A 16007-nucleotide genomic window follows, 5' to 3' on the forward strand; every position below is an offset into this window, starting at 1 on the left:
ATCATGCCGTGTGCCGGGCGGTGCCGTGTAACGGGTTGGTAAACGTTCCACCCGTGTACGGAACGGTCGTGCGCGGCGGCGGATCCGCGCAGGCTCGCCGATCGGGTCGGACGCGGTGGTGATCCGCGCGTCAGGAGCGGGCTTGGGGGATCGGCCCGGGACCTCTATCGTTCACCGGAACGATTACAGGAGGGGTCACCCCGAATGCAGCCCATCGTCCCCGAACCCCGCAATGCCCACGGTCCGAGCCGTCGGGCGCTCATCACCGGCGCCGCCGGTCTGGCCGGCCTCGGCCTGCTCACGCTCGCCGGATGCAGCTCCGGTGCGACCGCCGGCACCCCCACGATCCCCGAGGCCGCGGCCACGGGCGTCGCCCGTCGCGGCGGACGCCTGCGCATCGCACGGCCCGCCGCGTCCGCCGCCGAGACCCTCGACTCCGCGAGCTCGCTGTCGGCCTACGAGTACCTCGGCGCGCTGTACAACCGGCTCGTCAAGCTCGACCAGCAGGGCACCCCGGTGCCGGACCTGGCCGAGGAGTGGTCCGCGAACGCCGACGGCACCGAGTGGACGTTCGCGCTCCGCCGGGGCGTGACCTTCCACGACGGGTCCCGGTTCACCGCCGACGACGCCATCGCGAGCATCCGGCACATCCTCGACGAGAAGACCGGCAGCCCGCAGGCCGGGGTGCTCGGCGAGGTCATGGACGCCGACTCGATGCGCGCCGTCGACCCGTACACGCTGCGCTTCTCGCTGACCAAGCCCAACGCCGAGTTCCCGTCGCTGCTCACCGCCTACCAGTGCTACATCGTGCCGGCCGACGCCGTCGCCGACATCGGCCGCACCGGGATCGGGACGGGGCCGTTCCGGCTGTCGTCGTTCACCCCCGCCGGTGCCGGCAGCGTCGAGGCGTTCCCGGACCACTTCGCCGGCCGCCCGGCGCTCGACGGCATCGACTTCTACTCGATCCAGGACACCACCGCGCGGGTGAACGCCCTGCTCGCCGGACAGATCGACCTCATCTCGCAGACCAACCTGGACTTCGCAACCGCCCGGGTGGTCTCGGCGTCCGACCGCGCCACCGTCGCCCGGTCGAAGAACGCCCAGTGGTACACGATCCCGATGCTGGCCACGAGCGACGAGTTCAGCGACCCGCGGGTGCGCCAGGCGATGAAGCTCGCCTACGACCCCCGGAAGATCGTCGACACCGCACTGCAGGGCACCGGTTCGGCGGGTTGGGACAACCCCGTGCCGCCGCAGCTCGCCGCGTTCGTCGACGACCACCGCGAGTACGACCCGGACAAGGCCCGGGCGCTGCTCAAGCAGGCCGGGCGCGAGGACTTCCGCGCCGCGATCTACACGTCGAGCTACGAGTCGGTGTTCACCCCGATGGCCGTCGCCTACCGCGACGCCGTCGCCGACGCGGGCATCCGCCTGACCGTCCGCAACGCGAGTTCGGACTCGTACTACACGCAGATCTGGATGCAGAAGCCGCTCATGGTGAGCTACTGGTTCACGGGGCGGCCGATCGACCAGCTGCTCAACCAGATCTTCCGCTCTGGGTCGTCGTACAACGAGAGCGCCTGGTCGAACGAGACCTTCGACGGGCTGCTCGACGACGCCCGCGCCGAGATGGACGACGCCAAGCGGCTCACCCTGTACCAGGACGCCCAGCGGCTCGTCGTCGAGGACGGTGCCGACATGACGCCGATGTTCGGCGACCGGCTCGTGGGGTTGTCCCGCGACGTCGTGAACTACTCGGAGTACGGCTTCGAGTTCGACTACCTGCGGATCGGACTGCGCCGATGACGACCACGAACACGCCGTCGGACGTCCTCGTCCCCGTCCTCCGCCGCGTCGGCATCGCCGTGCTGACCGTGGTGCTCGCCTCGCTCTTCGTGTTCCTCGCGGTGCAGGCACTCCCCGGTGACGTCGCCCAGCAGCTGCTCGGGCAGAACGCCACCCCCGACGCCGTCAAGCAACTGCGCGAGACCCTCGGCCTCGACCAGAACGTCTGGCTCCGCTACCTGCATTGGCTCGGCGGCGCGGTGCACGGCGACTTCGGCACCTCGCTCGTCAGCGGCGAACCGGTCGCCCCGACGCTGTTCACGGCCTTCCGGAACAGCATGCTCATCGCCGTGCCCGCGATGCTCGTCGGCGTCACGGTGTCCCTGACGCTCGGTGTCGTCGCCGGTGTCCGCCGCGGCCGTCCGAGCGACAAGGTGATCTCGATCGTCAGCCTGGTCGTGATGAGCGTGCCGGAGTTCATGGTCGCCACCGTGCTGGTGCTGCTATTCGCGATCGGCCTGCCGGTGTTCCCCGCCGTCGTGCTGCGGGGGAGCGACGCCACCGTGGCCGAGCTGCTGCCCACCATCTGGCTGCCGATCATCGTGCTGACCCTCGCGATGGCCGCCTACATCGTGCGGACGGCCCGCTCGTCGACCATCGACGTGATGGCGTCGGAGTTCGTCACGACTGCCGAGCTCAAGGGCCTGACGATGCGCCGGGTGGTGTGGAAGCACGCGGTCCCGAGCGCTCTGCTGCCGACGCTCAACGTCGTCGCGCTCAACGTCGCGTGGCTGCTCGGCGGTGTCGTGGTGGTCGAGAACGTCTTCAACTACCCGGGGATGGGCAAGCTCATGCTCGAGTCGGTGTTCAACCGCGACCTGCCCACCATCGAGGCGATCGCCCTGCTGAGCGCCCTGATCTACGTCGTGTGCAACCTGGCCGCCGACCTCGTCGCGCTCGCACTCGACCCGAAGCTGCGGACCCGCCAGCGACGACCGCGCACGCGCACCCGCAGCGCCCGCAGCACCAGGAAGGCCGCCGCATGACCGCCACCGCACCCCGCCGCCGCGTCGGACGCGACGTGCTCGCCGGCGCGCTCGCACCCCTGCGCGGGTCGACGGCGCTGAGCATCGGCCTCGGCCTCATCGCCCTGCACGTCGTCCTCGCCCTGCTCGCGCCGGTCATCGCCGGGCACGACCCGGTCGCCACGAACGCCGGCGACGTGCTCGCCGGTCCGACGTGGACGCACTGGCTCGGCACCGACCAGTACGGGCGTGACGTCCTCTCCCGCACCCTGAACGGCGGCCGGTACGCGCTGTCCGTGACCTTCCTGGCCACCACGATCGCCGTCGCGGTCGGCACCGTGCTCGGCTGCGTCACCGCCTACGCCGACAACTGGTTCGACGAGGTCGTCATGCGCGTCGTCGACGCCCTGCTCAGCGTGCCGTCGATCCTCGCGCTCCTGGTCGTCGTGACCGTCTTCGACGCCGGCCTCTGGGTCATCGTCCTCGCCGTCACGGTCGTCTACGCCCCCGCGGTGACCCGGGTCGTCCGCGGCGCCGCCCGCACCGTGATCACCCAGGACTACGTCACCGCGGCCCGCGCCCGGGGCGAGCGGCCGCTGTCGATCGTGTTCCGCGAGATCCTGCCGAACGTGCTCGACGTCGTGCTCGTCGAGTACGCGATGCGGGCCTCGTGGATCGTGCTGCTCGTCGCGTCGCTGTCCTTCCTGGGCTTCGGCGCGAACCCGCCGACCCCGGACTGGGGCCTGATGGTGCAGGAGAACCGCACCGCGCTCACCGTGGTGCCGCTCGGCACGCTCGCCCCGATCGTGGCCCTCGCCACGCTGGTGATCGGACTGAACCTCGCGGCCGACGGCCTGAGCAAGTCGCTCGGCGTCGACCGCGCCAAGCAGGGAGTCAGCGCATGACCCGCACCGACACCGGCACGACGTCCGCCGCGACGGCGACCGTGCCCGACGCGATCGTCCGCGTGGACGACCTGTCCATCTCGTACGCCGCCGGCAAACGGCGCGTCCCCGTCGTCCGGGGTGTCTCGTTCGCGATCGAGGCCGGTCGCACCCTCGGCCTGGTCGGCGAGTCCGGCAGCGGCAAGTCCACCGTCGCGCGGACGCTCCTCGCACACCTGCGCGCCGGGTCGGCGATCGACGGCGGGACGGTCCGCGTCGACGGCGCCGACGTGTTCGCCCTGTCGCCGGCCGGCCGCCGGGCGCTCCGCGGCGGCACCGCCTCGGTCGTCGCCCAGAACGCCGGGCAGGCACTCACCCCGTCGATGCGCGTCGGCGAGCAGATCCGCGAGGCCCTCCGCGCCCACGGCGAGCCCGACGGCCCCGAACGCGTCGCCGAGCTGGTGCGCATGGTCCGGCTGCCGGACCCCGACGCGATCGTCCGTCGGTACCCGCACCAGTTGTCCGGCGGGCAGCAGCAGCGCATCGCCATCGCGATGGCCGTCGCCGCCCGACCGCGCGTGCTCGTCCTCGACGAACCGACCACCGCCCTCGACGTGGTCACGCAAGCCGCGGTCCTCGACCTGGTCGCCGACCTCGGTCGGCAGCTCGGCATGGCCGTCCTGCTCGTCAGCCACGACCTCGGGGTGGTGTCCGCCATGGCGGACGAGATCGCCGTGATGCGCGACGGCGAGGTCGTCGAGCACGCCGCCACCGCGGCGCTCTTCGCCGCGCCGCAGCACGAGTACACGCGCGCCCTGCTGGCCGCGGTGCCGGACGGGCGGCGGCCTGGAGGCGCGGGGCACGTGTCCGACGACGCGACCGTCCCCGGGACGGTCAGCTCCACGGCCACCGGCACCGTGCCTCCCGGAAGTCCCGCCCGCCCCGTGGTGACCGCGGACGACCTGGTGATCCGCTACGGCCGCGGCCTGCCGGCCGCCGTCGACGGCGTCTCGTTCACGATCGCCGCGCACGAGACGCTCGCCGTCGTCGGCGAGTCCGGCAGCGGCAAGTCGACGCTCGCGACGGCGCTGGCCGGCCTGGTGCCGGCCGAGTCGGGGACGTTCACGTACGACGACGGCACGACCCGCGGCGACCTGCGCGAGCCGATCGCCGGCCGCGCGCCCGACCTGCGGCGCGCCGTGCAGCTCGTGTTCCAGAACGCGGACACGTCGCTCAACCCGCGGCGCACCGTGGGTGCAGCCGTCGCGCGGCCGCTCCGGCTGTTCAGCGGCTCGTCCTCGCGCGAGCGCGTGGGCGCCCTGCTCAGCCAGGTCGGGCTCGGGCCGGAGTTCGCCGACCGCCTGCCCGCGCAGCTGTCCGGTGGGCAGCGCCAGCGCGTCGGGATCGCGCGCGCACTCGCGGCCGAGCCGTCGCTCGTGATCGCCGACGAGATCACCACCGCGCTCGACGTGCAGGTGCAGGCGGGGATCCTCGCGCTGCTGGCCGACCTGCAGCGCGAACGAGGGCTCGCCTGCCTGTTCATCAGCCACGACCTCGCCGTGGTGCGGGGCGTGGCGGACCGGGTCGCGGTGATGACCGGTGGTCGGATCGTCGAGATCGGACCGACCGAGCGGGTGTTCACCGGCCCGAACCACCCGTACACGTCGACGTTGCTCGCGGCGACGCTCGAACCCGGCAGCACGACCCTGCCCGACGTCGGTGACGGGGTGCCGCGCTGGCGGCACGCCGACGGCTGGACCGACCACGGCGACGGACACCGCACCCGCAACTGGGAGGACGCATGACCACCGACGACGGCACCGACCACGGCACCGCCGCCACCACCTTCACCGCCATCGGCGACCCTGGCTCGCTGCCCGCGGGCGTGACGGTCCGCGACGAGTGGATCCCGATGCCCGACGGCGTGCGGCTGCACGCCCGGATCTGGGCACCGTCGCAGTCGCCGACGCAGCCGGGTGCGCCCAGCGACCCGACGCCGGTGCTGCTCGAGTACCTGCCGTACCGGCTCGACGACTGGACCGCACCGCGCGACTCGGAGCGGCACCCCTGGTACGCCCAGCACGGCTATGCCTCGGTGCGGGTCGACATCCGCGGCACCGGGTCGTCCGACGGGTTCTTCGACGACGAGTACAGCGAGCAGGAGCTGCTCGACGGCGAGACCGTGATCGCCTGGCTCGCCGAGCAGCCGTGGTCGACCGGTGCCGTCGGCATGTTCGGCATCTCGTGGGGCGGCTTCAACGCCCTGCAGCTCGCAGCCCGGGCACCCGCCGCCCTCAAGGCCATCGTGACGGTCTGCTCGACGGACGACCGGTACGACAACGACGTGCACTACGTCGGCGGCGCCGTGCTCGGCATCGACATGGCGGCCTGGGGCGCGACGATGTTCGCCTTCAACTCGCGGCCGCCCCGGCCCGAGGTCGTCGGTGCCGGGTGGATCGACCGGTGGCGGGAACGCCTCGAGGCGAACCGCCCGATGACGCCGGTGTGGCTCGCGCACCAGGAGCGCGACGACTACTGGCGGCACGGCAGCGCGGCCGAGGACTACGACGGCATCCGCGCCGCGGTGCTCGCCGTCGGCGGGTGGGCGGACCCGTACCGGGACGCCGTGCTCCGGCTCGTCGACCACGTCAGCGCCCCCGTGAAGGGCATCGTCGGCCCGTGGTCGCACCAGTACCCGGACCGTGGACTCGCGCCGGGGCCGTCGATCGGGTTCCTGCAGGAGACCCTGCGGTGGTGGGACCGCTGGCTGCGCGGGGTCGACACCGGCGTCGAGGACGACCCCGCACTGCGGGCCTGGATCAACGAGGGCGAAGCCCCCGCGCCCTACTACGCCGGTCGCCGCGGTCGCTGGATCGGTGCCGAGGCGTGGCCCTCCGCCGCGACCCACGAGCGTGTCCTGCCCCTCGCCGCCCTGCGCGGCGGTGACCTCGGGCCGGTCGTTGTGCGGTCGCCGCAGCACACCGGGGTGGACGCCGGTCGGTTCTTCCCGTTCGGCAACGCCACCGACCTGCCGACGGACCAGCGCGCCGAGGACGGCCGGTCGGTCACCTTCGACCTGCCCGTCGGCAAGGCGTTCGACCTGCTCGGCAACGTGCTCGTGCGGCTGTCCGTCACGAGCGACCAGCCCCGGGCCACCCTGACCGTGCGGCTCTGCGACGTCGCACCGGACGGCTCGTCGACGCTCGTCACGCGCGGGGTGCTGAACGCCGCGAAGCGCGACGGGATGGACCGCGACGACGTGCTCGTGCCCGGGACACCCGCCGACCTGCCCGTGCGCCTGGTCTCGACCGGACACCGGTTCGCCGCCGGACACCGGCTGCGCATCGCGGTCTCGTCGTCGTACTGGCCGTGGGTGTGGCCGCACGGCGTCGAGGCCACCGTGACGATCGACCCGACCGCCTCGAGCGTCACCCTGCCCACCTGGACCCGGTCGGCCGACGACGGGGTGGTCTTCGCCGAGCCCGAACGGTCCGAGCCCCTCGTGATCGAGCGCGTCGCGCCGGCCGACCCGCTGCCGCAGCGCACGGTGACGCACGACGTCGAGACGGGGGAGTGGACGCTCGACGTCGACCCCGGGTACGGAGGCGGACGCGTCTACCCGGACGGCCTCGTGTTCACCGAGGACGCTCGCGAGACGTACCGGATCCGCTCCGACGACCCGACCAGCGCACGGGCGAGTTCCCGCTGGGCGATCGGGCTGACGAAGCCGGAGTGGGCCGCGCGCCTCGAGACGACGTCCGAGGTCACCGCCGACGCCGACACCTTCCACGTCGTCAACACCGTGCGCGCCTGGGCCCGCGACGGCGGACCCGACGAACCCGAGGTGCTCGTCACCGAGCGGACCTTCGTCGACGACGTCCCACGGACCTCGGCGTGACCGCGGCGGCACGCGTCCGGCAGCGGCCGGAGGTCCGACGCGCGATGATCGTCGAGGCCGCCCGCGCGGTGATCGTCCGGAACGGCGTCGGCGCCACCGGGCTGCGTGACATCGCGGCCGAGGCCGGCGTCTCCGTCGGCACCGTGACGTACCACTTCGGCAGCGTCGCGGAGATCCTCAACGAGGTCGTGGTGCTCGAGACGGAGCGCTTCTACGGCGCCATCGTCGCAGCGGTCGACGCCGAACCCGACGTGCTGGTGGGGCTTCGGATGCTCGTCGCCCCGCTGTTCGGCGACACCGAGCAGGTCCGGCAGCACTGGCGGATCTGGTCCGACTACTGGACCGCGGTGGTCCGGCGGCCCGAGGTCGCCGCCGAGTACGCCGAACGCATCCGCGTCTGGGAGGCCTGCCTGGTGCGGGTCATCCGGCGCGGGGTGGACGCCGGGGTGTTCGGTGGCACACGCCAGGGCAGCGACGGCGGCGACCCCGTCGACGCCGACACCGTCGCGCTGCAGCTCGCCGCGTACAGCGACGGCGTCGCGACCCAGATCGCCCAGGGCGTCCCGGGGCTGACGAACACGGTCGCCCTGTCGTGGATGTGGCGGTTCCTGTCGCACGAACTCGGTGTGCCCGCTGTGGACATCGCCGGAACCGGTCGTTCCCCCTTGTGATGAGGTAAGGCTTCCCTTACCGTTGCCACATGGCACGGACCCGGCGACAGCCCAGCGAACGCATCCTCATCGCGGGCGGTGCCGAGGACCTCGTCGAGATCCACCGCCAGCTCGAGGAACTCCCCGAGAACACGTACGGGCAGGTCTTCGTCGAGGTCGCCCTCGACGAGCAGATCCGCATCCTGCCGGCCCCGCCGCGCGTCACCGTGACCTGGCTGGTCCGGAGCGCCCGCAGCTCGGCCGTCGCCCCGCTGGTCTTCGCCGACCACGGCGAAGCCCTCGCACACGCCTTGACCGGGTGGGCCGCCGAGTGGTGCGTGACGGGCTGCGAGCCCCGCACCTCGGTGTGGATCGGGTGCGCGGACAGCCCGTGGATCGAGCGCGCTCGGTCCATGGTGCAGCTCGAACTCACCGACGCCGGCCAGCAGGTCCAGGTCGAGTACGGCGGGTAAGGGCAGCCTGCTCTTCCTTGCAATGTGCAAAAGACGGGGGCATGGTTGTGCCATGACCACGCAGAGCAGCACCACCACCCCGAGCACCACGTCCCCGTTCTCGACCACGCCGGAGCTCGCAGCCGGGGTCGCCCAGTTCCTCGCCCCCGTCGTCATCGACCTCGAGGCGCTCGTCGTCAACGGCAAGCAGGCCCACTGGCACGTCCGTGGCCGCAACTTCGTCGGCGTGCACGAGCTCCTCGACGAGATCGTCGAGCACGCGCAGGACTACGCGGACAAGGCTGCGGAGCGCATCGTCGCCCTCGGCCTGCCGGTCGACTCGCGCATCGCGACCGTCGCCGCGAACACCACCCTGCCGCCGCTGTCGCAGGGCTTCCAGAACTCCGACGTCACCATCACCGAGGTGATCGCCCAGATCGACGCCGCGCTGCTGCAGGTCCGCCGTGCGGTCGACGGCCTCGACGAGGTCGACCTCAACAGCCAGGACGTCGCGATCGAGATCGAGCGCGCGCTGACGAAGGACCGCTGGTTCCTGCAGGCGCACCTCGCCGCCTGAGTCGCGACCACCCCGCTGACGGGAGGCCCGGTGCCAGCTGGCACCGGGCCTCCCGTCCGTCTCGGGTCGCGCTCCGGGCCCGCACCTCACGCGGACGGCGTGACCAGCCCGCTCTCGTAGGCCAGCACCACGGCGTGCACCCGGTCCCGCAGCTGCAGCTTCGCCAGGACGCGGCCGACGTGGGTCTTCACGGTCTGTTCGGCGATGAACAGCTCCGCCGCGATCTCCCCGTTCGACCGCCCCCGCGCCATCAGCAGGAACACGTCACGCTCCCGGTCGGTCAGCACGTCGAGCACCTCGGTCCGCGGGGCCGCCGGCTGCGGACCGGCGACGAAGGCCTCGACGAGGCGCCGGGTCACCCTCGGTGCGAGCAGGGAGTCGCCGGCCGCGACGGTCCGCACGGCCTGCACGAGCTCCTCGGCGCTCGCGTCCTTGAGCAGGAACCCGCTCGCCCCGGCACGGAGCGCGTCGAACACGTAGTCGTCGATGTCGAACGTCGTGAGCATCACCACGCGGACGGGCGACTCCGCGGGCGCCGCGGTGATCCGCCGGGTCGCCTCGATCCCGTCGAGCTCCGGCATCCGGACGTCCATCAGGATCACGTCCGGCCGGAGCCGGATCGCCATGACGACCGCGTCGGCACCGTTCGCGGCCTCGCCGACGACCTCGACGTCGTCCTGGGCCTGGAGGATCGCCCGCAGTCCGACACGGAACATCTGCTGGTCGTCGACCACCATCACCCGCGTCATCGGCTTGCCCCGTCGGCCGTCGGCTGCGACGTGGTCGCGGTGGGCCGGGTGGGCAGACTGACGGCGACGCGGAAGCCGCCGTCCGGGTCCGGTCCGTGGTCGATGGTGCCGCGGAGCGCGGCGACCCGCTCGCGCATGCCCGCCAGACCGAAGCCGCCGTCGTCCGGCGGCGCACCGGGCACGCTGCCGGCCGGTGGCGCGGCGTTGGCGACCTCGACCGTGAGGGCCGACCCGTGCCTCCCGACCGTCACGACGGTGGTCGCACCGGGCGCGTGCCGGGCGACGTTGCCGAGCGCCTCCTGCACGACCCGGTACACGGCGAGCTGTGCGAGCCGGTCGACGTCGTCGAGGTCCGGGTCGAGCCCCTCGTCGAGTCGGAGCTCGACGGGGATGCCGGCCGCGCGGGTGGCCTGCACCAGTGCGGGCAGGTCGGCGAGCCGCGGCTGCGGCGCACGCTCGGCGTCGGCGTCGCCACGCAGGGTGCCGAGCAGCTGCCGCATCTCCCGCAGGGCCGTGCGCGAGGTCTCGGCGATCGCGGCGAACTCGGTGCGGGCGTCCGGCGGCAGGTCCGCGACGCGGTACGGGGCGGACTCGGCCTGCATGTGCACGACGGACATGCTGTGGGCGACGACGTCGTGGAGCTCGCGGGCGATCCGGGAGCGCTCCTCGACCGTCCGGCGTCGGGCCTGCTCGAGCTCGGTGTCCCGGCGGGCGGCGGCGAGTTCCTCGCGCACGGTCCGGCGCTGCCCGATGACGACCGCCGCGGCGGCCACGACGAGGGTGTCGCCGGCGCTCACCACGAAGCTCGTCGCCCAGACGTCGACCTGCCCCCACCGGTCGGGGGTCACGCCGATGAGCAGCAGGGTGAGCAGTGTCGCCGCGACCCAGACCACCGCGGTGAGCCGCCAGGTGGTGCGGACACCCAGCACGACGAGCAGCACGCTGAGGCCGACGATGCTCGTGACCGAGACCGGCCAGGGCCCGATGGTGCCCGGTGCCGTCAGGACCCCGAGGCCGGCGAGGGCGACGAGGTGCGCGACCGACGCCGTGCGGGGGAAGAGCGGTGCGAGGCCGATGCTCGCCGAAAGGACGGCGGTCACGAGCAACGCGAGCGGCACGGGGACGCCGTAGAACACCGCGGTCACGGGTGCCGCGACGGCGAACAGGGACACCGCGACGACGACGAAGCCGATCTGCACGGCGGGCCGGACCCAGGTGGGTCGGGGCTTCGGGACGACGGTCACTGGCGGGCGGTCTCTCCGGTCCGGGCGAGGCAGGGTTCGGGGGCGATGGCGATGGCGGTGGCTGTGGCGGGTGTGGCTGCGGTGGCTGTGGCTGCGGCTGCGGCTGCGGCGCGGGCGTCACGGGCTTCGCGCCTGCGGCTGATGGTACCGAGCACCCGGTCGACCGCGATCCCGAGCCCGGCGGCGACCACCATCGACACCAGGGCGGCGACGATCGGTTCGTGCAGCACGCTCGACGCGGCCAGGGCGATGCCGATCGACACTGCCGACCACGCCAGCCCCGCGATCGCGCTGATCGCCAGGAACCGGCGGTAGGGCAGGCCGGTCGCGCCGGCGGTCATGTTGACCGCGACCCGGCCGACCGGGATGAAGCGCCCGGTCAGGATGAGGCTGGCGGAGCGGCGCTGCATCTGCCGCTCGGCGAACGCGAAGGCCGCCGCGATCCGTGGTCGCTTCGAACGGGCCAGCCGGGCGAACCCGATCCGGCGTCCGATCCAGTACGCGATCGAGTCGCCGGCGATCGCTCCCAGGGCGGCGGCGACGAGCACCACGGCGAGGACGGGCTGTCCGGACGTCGCGGCGATCGCGGCGACCGCGACCAGGGCGGACTCGCTCGGCACCGGCGGGAAGAAGCCGTCCACCAGGCACAGGACGAAGAGGACGACGTAGACGAGCGGACTCGCGGCCAGCTCGACGACGAGCGGGGTGATCTGGTCGAACACGGGGTGCTCCCTCCCGCCGACGGAACTCGCCGACGAGGACGACGCTACGGAGCCGACGCGCGCTGGCCATCCCGCGGCGGTCTCGACCACCCCCTACCGCGGTATGACGTTCCCGTCCGCGAAGACCACGTCGGGTGCGTCGACACGGCGGTCGAGGACGGTGGTCGGGGCTTCCAGGTGCACGGCACCCGAGGGCATGATGCCCGCACCGCCGAACCGTTCCATCACCCGCCACTGCGCGACGACGTCCTCGCCGGCGTGGTCGGGCGGCAGGGTGTCCCAGAACCGGAAGCCGCCGACCTCCTCGAGCGCACGGCGGTCGTACAGCGCGCAGGCGCCGACCCATGCGACGCGGTAGGGCACCCACTCGCCGGGGTGCAGGTCGAGGTCGGCGGCGACGTGCGTCGGGTTCGCGGCGTTGTGCAGTGACCAGCGGTCGAAGCCGGGGGTCCCGCGGCGCACCACCTCGGGCACGACGGGGCCGTCCCACCGTTCGAACACCGAGGTCTCGTGCGGGCGGCGGTCCTGCAGGTACGACAGGCCCTGCACGGCGCTGCCGACGAACCCGCAGCCCAGGGTGCGGAGCGCGTCGAGCATCCGCGCGATCGACCCCGGCTCGAGCCAGACGTCGTCGTCGAGGAACAGCACCGCAGGTGCCTGGGCGTGGTTGAGCAGGAACTGCCGGTGCTCTGCCAGGCCACGCCGTTCCGGGTGGGTGAGGAGCGTGACGGGGCGGCCCTGCGCCTCCAGGACGCGGAGCATCGCGGCGACCGCCGGCGCGCTGGCGGCGTCTCCGTCCGCGGACTGGTCGCTCAGCACGACGCGCAGGTCGACGTCGGTCTGGGCGGCGAGGCCGGCGAGCGTCGTGGCGAGCTCGGCCGGCCTGCCGACGGTCGGGATGAGCACGTCGACGTCGACCGTGCTCGTGTCCGCTGGATCGGGGGCCTTCGCCCAGGACCCGGACCAGCGGGCGGTCACGGTGCCGGGTCCGGTTCGGGCCGCGCAGCGGCTTCGCGGATCCGGCGCACGACGGCGCTGGTGGAGTGCTCGGGCACGTAGTCGACCATGACGACCTCGCCGCCGTAGCCGCGCACGACCTCGGTCTCGGTCAGCATCTCGGGGGAGTAGTCGCCGCCCTTGACGTAGACCTCGGGGCGCAACCGTTCGATGAGCGGGATGGGGGTGTCCGTCGCGAACACCGTCACCAGGTCGACGCAGGCCAGCGCGGCGAGCACGCCGGCGCGGTCCTCGGCCGGGTTGATCGGCCGCTCCGGGCCCTTCAGCCGGCGCACCGAGTCGTCGTCGTTCAGCGCGACGACGAGCAGGTCGCCCAGGTCACGGGCCTGGCGCAGGTACGTGGTGTGCCCGCGGTGCACGACGTCGAAGCAGCCGTTCGTGAAGACGACGCGGCGGCCCGCCTGGCGAGCGGCCTCGACGGCGGTGGCGAGCTCGTCGTGGTCGACGACGGTCGCCGCCGGCGCGGTCACCGAGTCGAGCAGGGCCGCGGCGCTGCAGACGGACGTGCCGGCCTCGCGGACCACGACGTCGGCAGCGGCCTGGGCGACGGTGACGGCATCGCGGAGGGGTGCCTGCACGGCGAGGGCGACGGTTGCGGCGGCACAGAAGGTGTCACCGGCGCCGGAGGCCTGCTGCTCCGAGGCGGGCGTCGCACGCGTGCGGAACCCCTGGTCGGAGCCGGGCTCGAGCAGCACGGTGCCGTCGCGGTCGAGCGTGACCACCGCGGCACGGGCGCCACTGCGGGCGAGCACGTCGGCGCGGGCTGCGACGACGGTGCCGACGCGGTCGGAACCGGTGCCGAGCTCCGTGCCGAGCAGTGCGGCGGTCTCACCGGCGTTCGGCGTGACGAGGTCGGGGTGCAGCGCGGCCCAGCGGGTCAGGTCGTGCGCGTCGACCACGACGGCGCCGGGGCGGTCACGGTCGAGCATCGGCACGACGTCCTCGGCGCGGACGCCCAGGCCGTAGTCGCACACGACGGCGGCGTCGGCGCACCGGACGGCACGGGCCACCGAGCGGGCGAGGCGTTCGCCGTGCTCGGCGGTCGGGGTCGCGGCGAGCTCGTCGACCCGGACCACGACGCGGTCACCGCCGACCACGCGCGACTTCGTCGTGGTGCGGGCACCGGGGATCTCGACCAGGAACGACGTGTCGACGCCGGCAGCCTCGAGCCGCTGGCGCAGGACCTCACCGGCCTCGTCGTCACCGATGAGCCCCACCATGCGGACCCGGGCGCCGAGGGCGCGGGCGTTCACGGCCGTGTTCGCCGCGCCGCCCGGCACCGCGATGGTCTCGGTGACGCGGACGACGGGGGCCGGCGCCTCGCGGGAGACCCGCTCGGCCTCGCCGACGGTCCAGCGGTCCAGGATGCAGTCGCCGATGACGACGACGAGGGGTTCGCGGTCGTCGATCGTGGCGACGAGGTCACGGACCAGCCGGACGTCGGCGGTCATCGGGTGCCTCCCACGGTGTCGGCGCTGCCGGCGGTGGCGCCGGCAGCGGCTGCGGGGCCGGCGGTGCCTGCTGCGGCGCCGGTGCTGCTGGTGGCTGCGCTGCTGCTGTCTGCTGCCGTCGACGGCTCGGCGGTGCGGCGCGGCGGGGCTGCCTCGAGGTGCACCACCGTCGTGGTCGTCATCTCGTCGAGCAGGTGCGGGCCGTACCCGAACCCGGCGCCCGAGGCACCGCGGGGCTGGGCGCTGCCGCCCGGAGCGCCACCGAACACGGCGTTCACCTTGACGGTGCCCACGGGCAGTTCGGCCGCGGCGCGGAGCGCGTGCGCGGTGTCGTTCGTGAGCACCGTGGCCGCGAGGCCGTAGCGGTCGGCCGCGGCGAGCCGGAGGCCCTCCGCGAAGTCCGACACGATGCGCACCGGAGCGATCGGGCCGAAGGTCTCCTCGGTCAGCACGAGCATGTCGTCCGTGCAGTCGGTCAGGACGGTCGCCGGGTAGAACGATCCGAGCCCGCCGGGCGTGACGCCGCCGGTCCGGGCCGAGGCGCCGCGGGCGATCGCGTCATCGACGTGGTGCTGCACGAGCTCGCGCAGCCGGTCGTCCACGAGCGGCCCGAACTCGGCGGCGGGTGCGGCCGTGCGGCGCTCCGCCTCGGCGACGAGCGCGGCGACGAAGGGCTCGGCGACGTCCTGGTGCACGTACACCCGCTCGACGCTGGTGCAGATCTGGCCGGTGTTCGCGAACGCGCCGAGGGCGACCTGTGCGGCGGCCCACTCCGGGTCGACGTCGGCGTCGACGATGACCGGGTCGTTGCCGCCGTTCTCGCGGATGACGTGGGCGCGGGTGGTCGCGGCCACCTCGCTCAGGCGGTCGCCGGTCGCGGTCGACCCGACGTGCGCGTAGACGTCGGTGCCCTCCTGCGCCAGGAGCAGCTCGCCGGTGGTCGCGTCGCCGTCGACACCGATGAGCACGCCGTCCGGCAGGACCTCGGCGAGCAGCGCGTTGAGTCGGGCGAAGGTCGCCGGGCAGCGTTCGCTGCCCTTGTGCACGACGGTGTTGCCCGTGACGATCGCTGCGCCGAGGATCCCGCAGGCCACGGCGACCGGGTCGTTCCACGGCGTCAGGGCGAGCACCACGCCGCGCGGGTGCGGCACCGACCAGTCGGCGGCACCGAACTGCCCGCGCAGGGCCTCACCGCGGTGCACCGGCCCGAGCTCGGCGTACTGCACGAGCGTGCCGATGCCGGCCTCGACCCCACCGAGGGCGTCGCCGGGCACCTTGCCGGTCTCGCGGGTGTTCAGGTCCGCCAGCTCCTGCGCGTGCGCACGGAGGTGTTCGGCTGCGGCGTGCAGCAGAGCACCGCGCTCGGCCGGCGCGGTCCGAGCCCAGGCACCGGCAGCGGCACGGGCGCGGGCGACGGCGTTGCGGACGTCGTCCTCGGTCGAGCGGCGCACGGTGGACGCGATCGATCCGTTCACGGGGTCGGTCACCACGAGGTCGTCGGCGGCGGGGGGTGCGATCGTCATGGGGTCCTTCCGGAGGCGGGCGGGGCCTCA

At 73.4% G+C, this 16007-nt stretch carries 14 protein-coding genes; 8 read left to right on the forward strand and 6 right to left on the reverse strand.

The window, feature by feature from the left end; all coding sequences use genetic code 11:
- Positions 1 to 204: 204 nt before the first annotated feature.
- From HP445_RS16320 to HP445_RS16355, 8 genes are read left to right on the forward strand one after another with little or no spacing between them, the layout of a single operon-like run.
- A complete protein-coding gene (locus HP445_RS16320) occupies positions 205 to 1806 on the forward strand; it encodes an ABC transporter substrate-binding protein (RefSeq protein WP_128779893.1) in 1602 nt (533 codons plus the stop codon).
- Positions 1803 to 2831 (forward strand): ABC transporter permease, encoded by a 1029-nt coding sequence (locus tag HP445_RS16325; protein ID WP_128779894.1) that lies wholly within the window; start codon positions 1803 to 1805, stop codon positions 2829 to 2831. Before HP445_RS16320 ends, HP445_RS16325 begins: the two co-directional genes overlap by 4 nt.
- Positions 2828 to 3715, forward strand: coding sequence for an ABC transporter permease (locus HP445_RS16330; RefSeq protein WP_071244656.1), 888 nt, complete (start codon positions 2828 to 2830; stop codon positions 3713 to 3715). The genes HP445_RS16325 and HP445_RS16330 overlap by 4 nt, the downstream gene beginning before the upstream one ends.
- Entirely contained in the window at positions 3712 to 5499 is a 1788-nt protein-coding gene (locus HP445_RS16335) for a dipeptide ABC transporter ATP-binding protein (protein ID WP_128779895.1), read from the forward strand. Before HP445_RS16330 ends, HP445_RS16335 begins: the two co-directional genes overlap by 4 nt.
- On the forward strand, positions 5496 to 7592 hold the full coding sequence (locus tag HP445_RS16340; RefSeq protein ID WP_128779896.1) for a CocE/NonD family hydrolase: 2097 nt from the start codon (positions 5496 to 5498) through the stop codon (positions 7590 to 7592). Before HP445_RS16335 ends, HP445_RS16340 begins: the two co-directional genes overlap by 4 nt.
- A complete protein-coding gene (locus HP445_RS16345) occupies positions 7589 to 8263 on the forward strand; it encodes a TetR/AcrR family transcriptional regulator (RefSeq protein WP_071403870.1) in 675 nt (224 codons plus the stop codon). Before HP445_RS16340 ends, HP445_RS16345 begins: the two co-directional genes overlap by 4 nt.
- Positions 8264 to 8292: 29 nt before the next feature.
- A complete protein-coding gene (locus HP445_RS16350) occupies positions 8293 to 8715 on the forward strand; it encodes an SIP domain-containing protein (protein WP_111022884.1) in 423 nt (140 codons plus the stop codon).
- A gap of 52 nt (positions 8716 to 8767) precedes the next feature.
- On the forward strand, positions 8768 to 9271 hold the full coding sequence (locus HP445_RS16355; protein ID WP_071244661.1) for a Dps family protein: 504 nt from the start codon (positions 8768 to 8770) through the stop codon (positions 9269 to 9271).
- Between the two features lie 86 nt (positions 9272 to 9357).
- On the opposite strand, the gene HP445_RS16360 is transcribed toward HP445_RS16355, so the two are convergent.
- From HP445_RS16360 to HP445_RS16385, 6 genes are all read right to left on the reverse strand, one after another.
- A complete protein-coding gene (locus HP445_RS16360) occupies positions 9358 to 10020 on the reverse strand; it encodes a response regulator (protein ID WP_128779897.1) in 663 nt (220 codons plus the stop codon).
- Positions 10017 to 11264, reverse strand: coding sequence for a sensor histidine kinase (locus tag HP445_RS19035; RefSeq protein ID WP_164941107.1), 1248 nt, complete (start codon positions 11262 to 11264; stop codon positions 10017 to 10019). The genes HP445_RS16360 and HP445_RS19035 overlap by 4 nt, the downstream gene beginning before the upstream one ends.
- A complete protein-coding gene (locus tag HP445_RS16370) occupies positions 11261 to 11986 on the reverse strand; it encodes a DedA family protein (protein WP_128779899.1) in 726 nt (241 codons plus the stop codon). Before HP445_RS16370 ends, HP445_RS19035 begins: the two co-directional genes overlap by 4 nt.
- 93 nt (positions 11987 to 12079) lie before the next feature.
- Positions 12080 to 12964, reverse strand: a complete 885-nt coding sequence (locus tag HP445_RS16375; RefSeq protein WP_128779900.1) for a glycosyltransferase family 2 protein — start codon at positions 12962 to 12964, stop codon at positions 12080 to 12082.
- The gene (gene rfaE2, locus HP445_RS16380) at positions 12961 to 14454 is read right to left on the reverse strand and encodes a D-glycero-beta-D-manno-heptose 1-phosphate adenylyltransferase (protein ID WP_128779901.1); all 1494 of its coding nucleotides are present in this window, start codon (positions 14452 to 14454) and stop codon (positions 12961 to 12963) included. The genes HP445_RS16375 and rfaE2 overlap by 4 nt, the downstream gene beginning before the upstream one ends.
- Positions 14451 to 15977: an aldehyde dehydrogenase family protein gene (locus HP445_RS16385; RefSeq protein WP_128779902.1), complete on the reverse strand. Its 1527-nt coding sequence runs from the start codon at positions 15975 to 15977 to the stop codon at positions 14451 to 14453. The genes rfaE2 and HP445_RS16385 overlap by 4 nt, the downstream gene beginning before the upstream one ends.
- Positions 15978 to 16007: the final 30 nt, after the last annotated feature.

The organism is Curtobacterium flaccumfaciens, from assembly GCF_013359815.1.
GTDB classification, from domain to species: domain Bacteria; phylum Actinomycetota; class Actinomycetes; order Actinomycetales; family Microbacteriaceae; genus Curtobacterium; species Curtobacterium flaccumfaciens.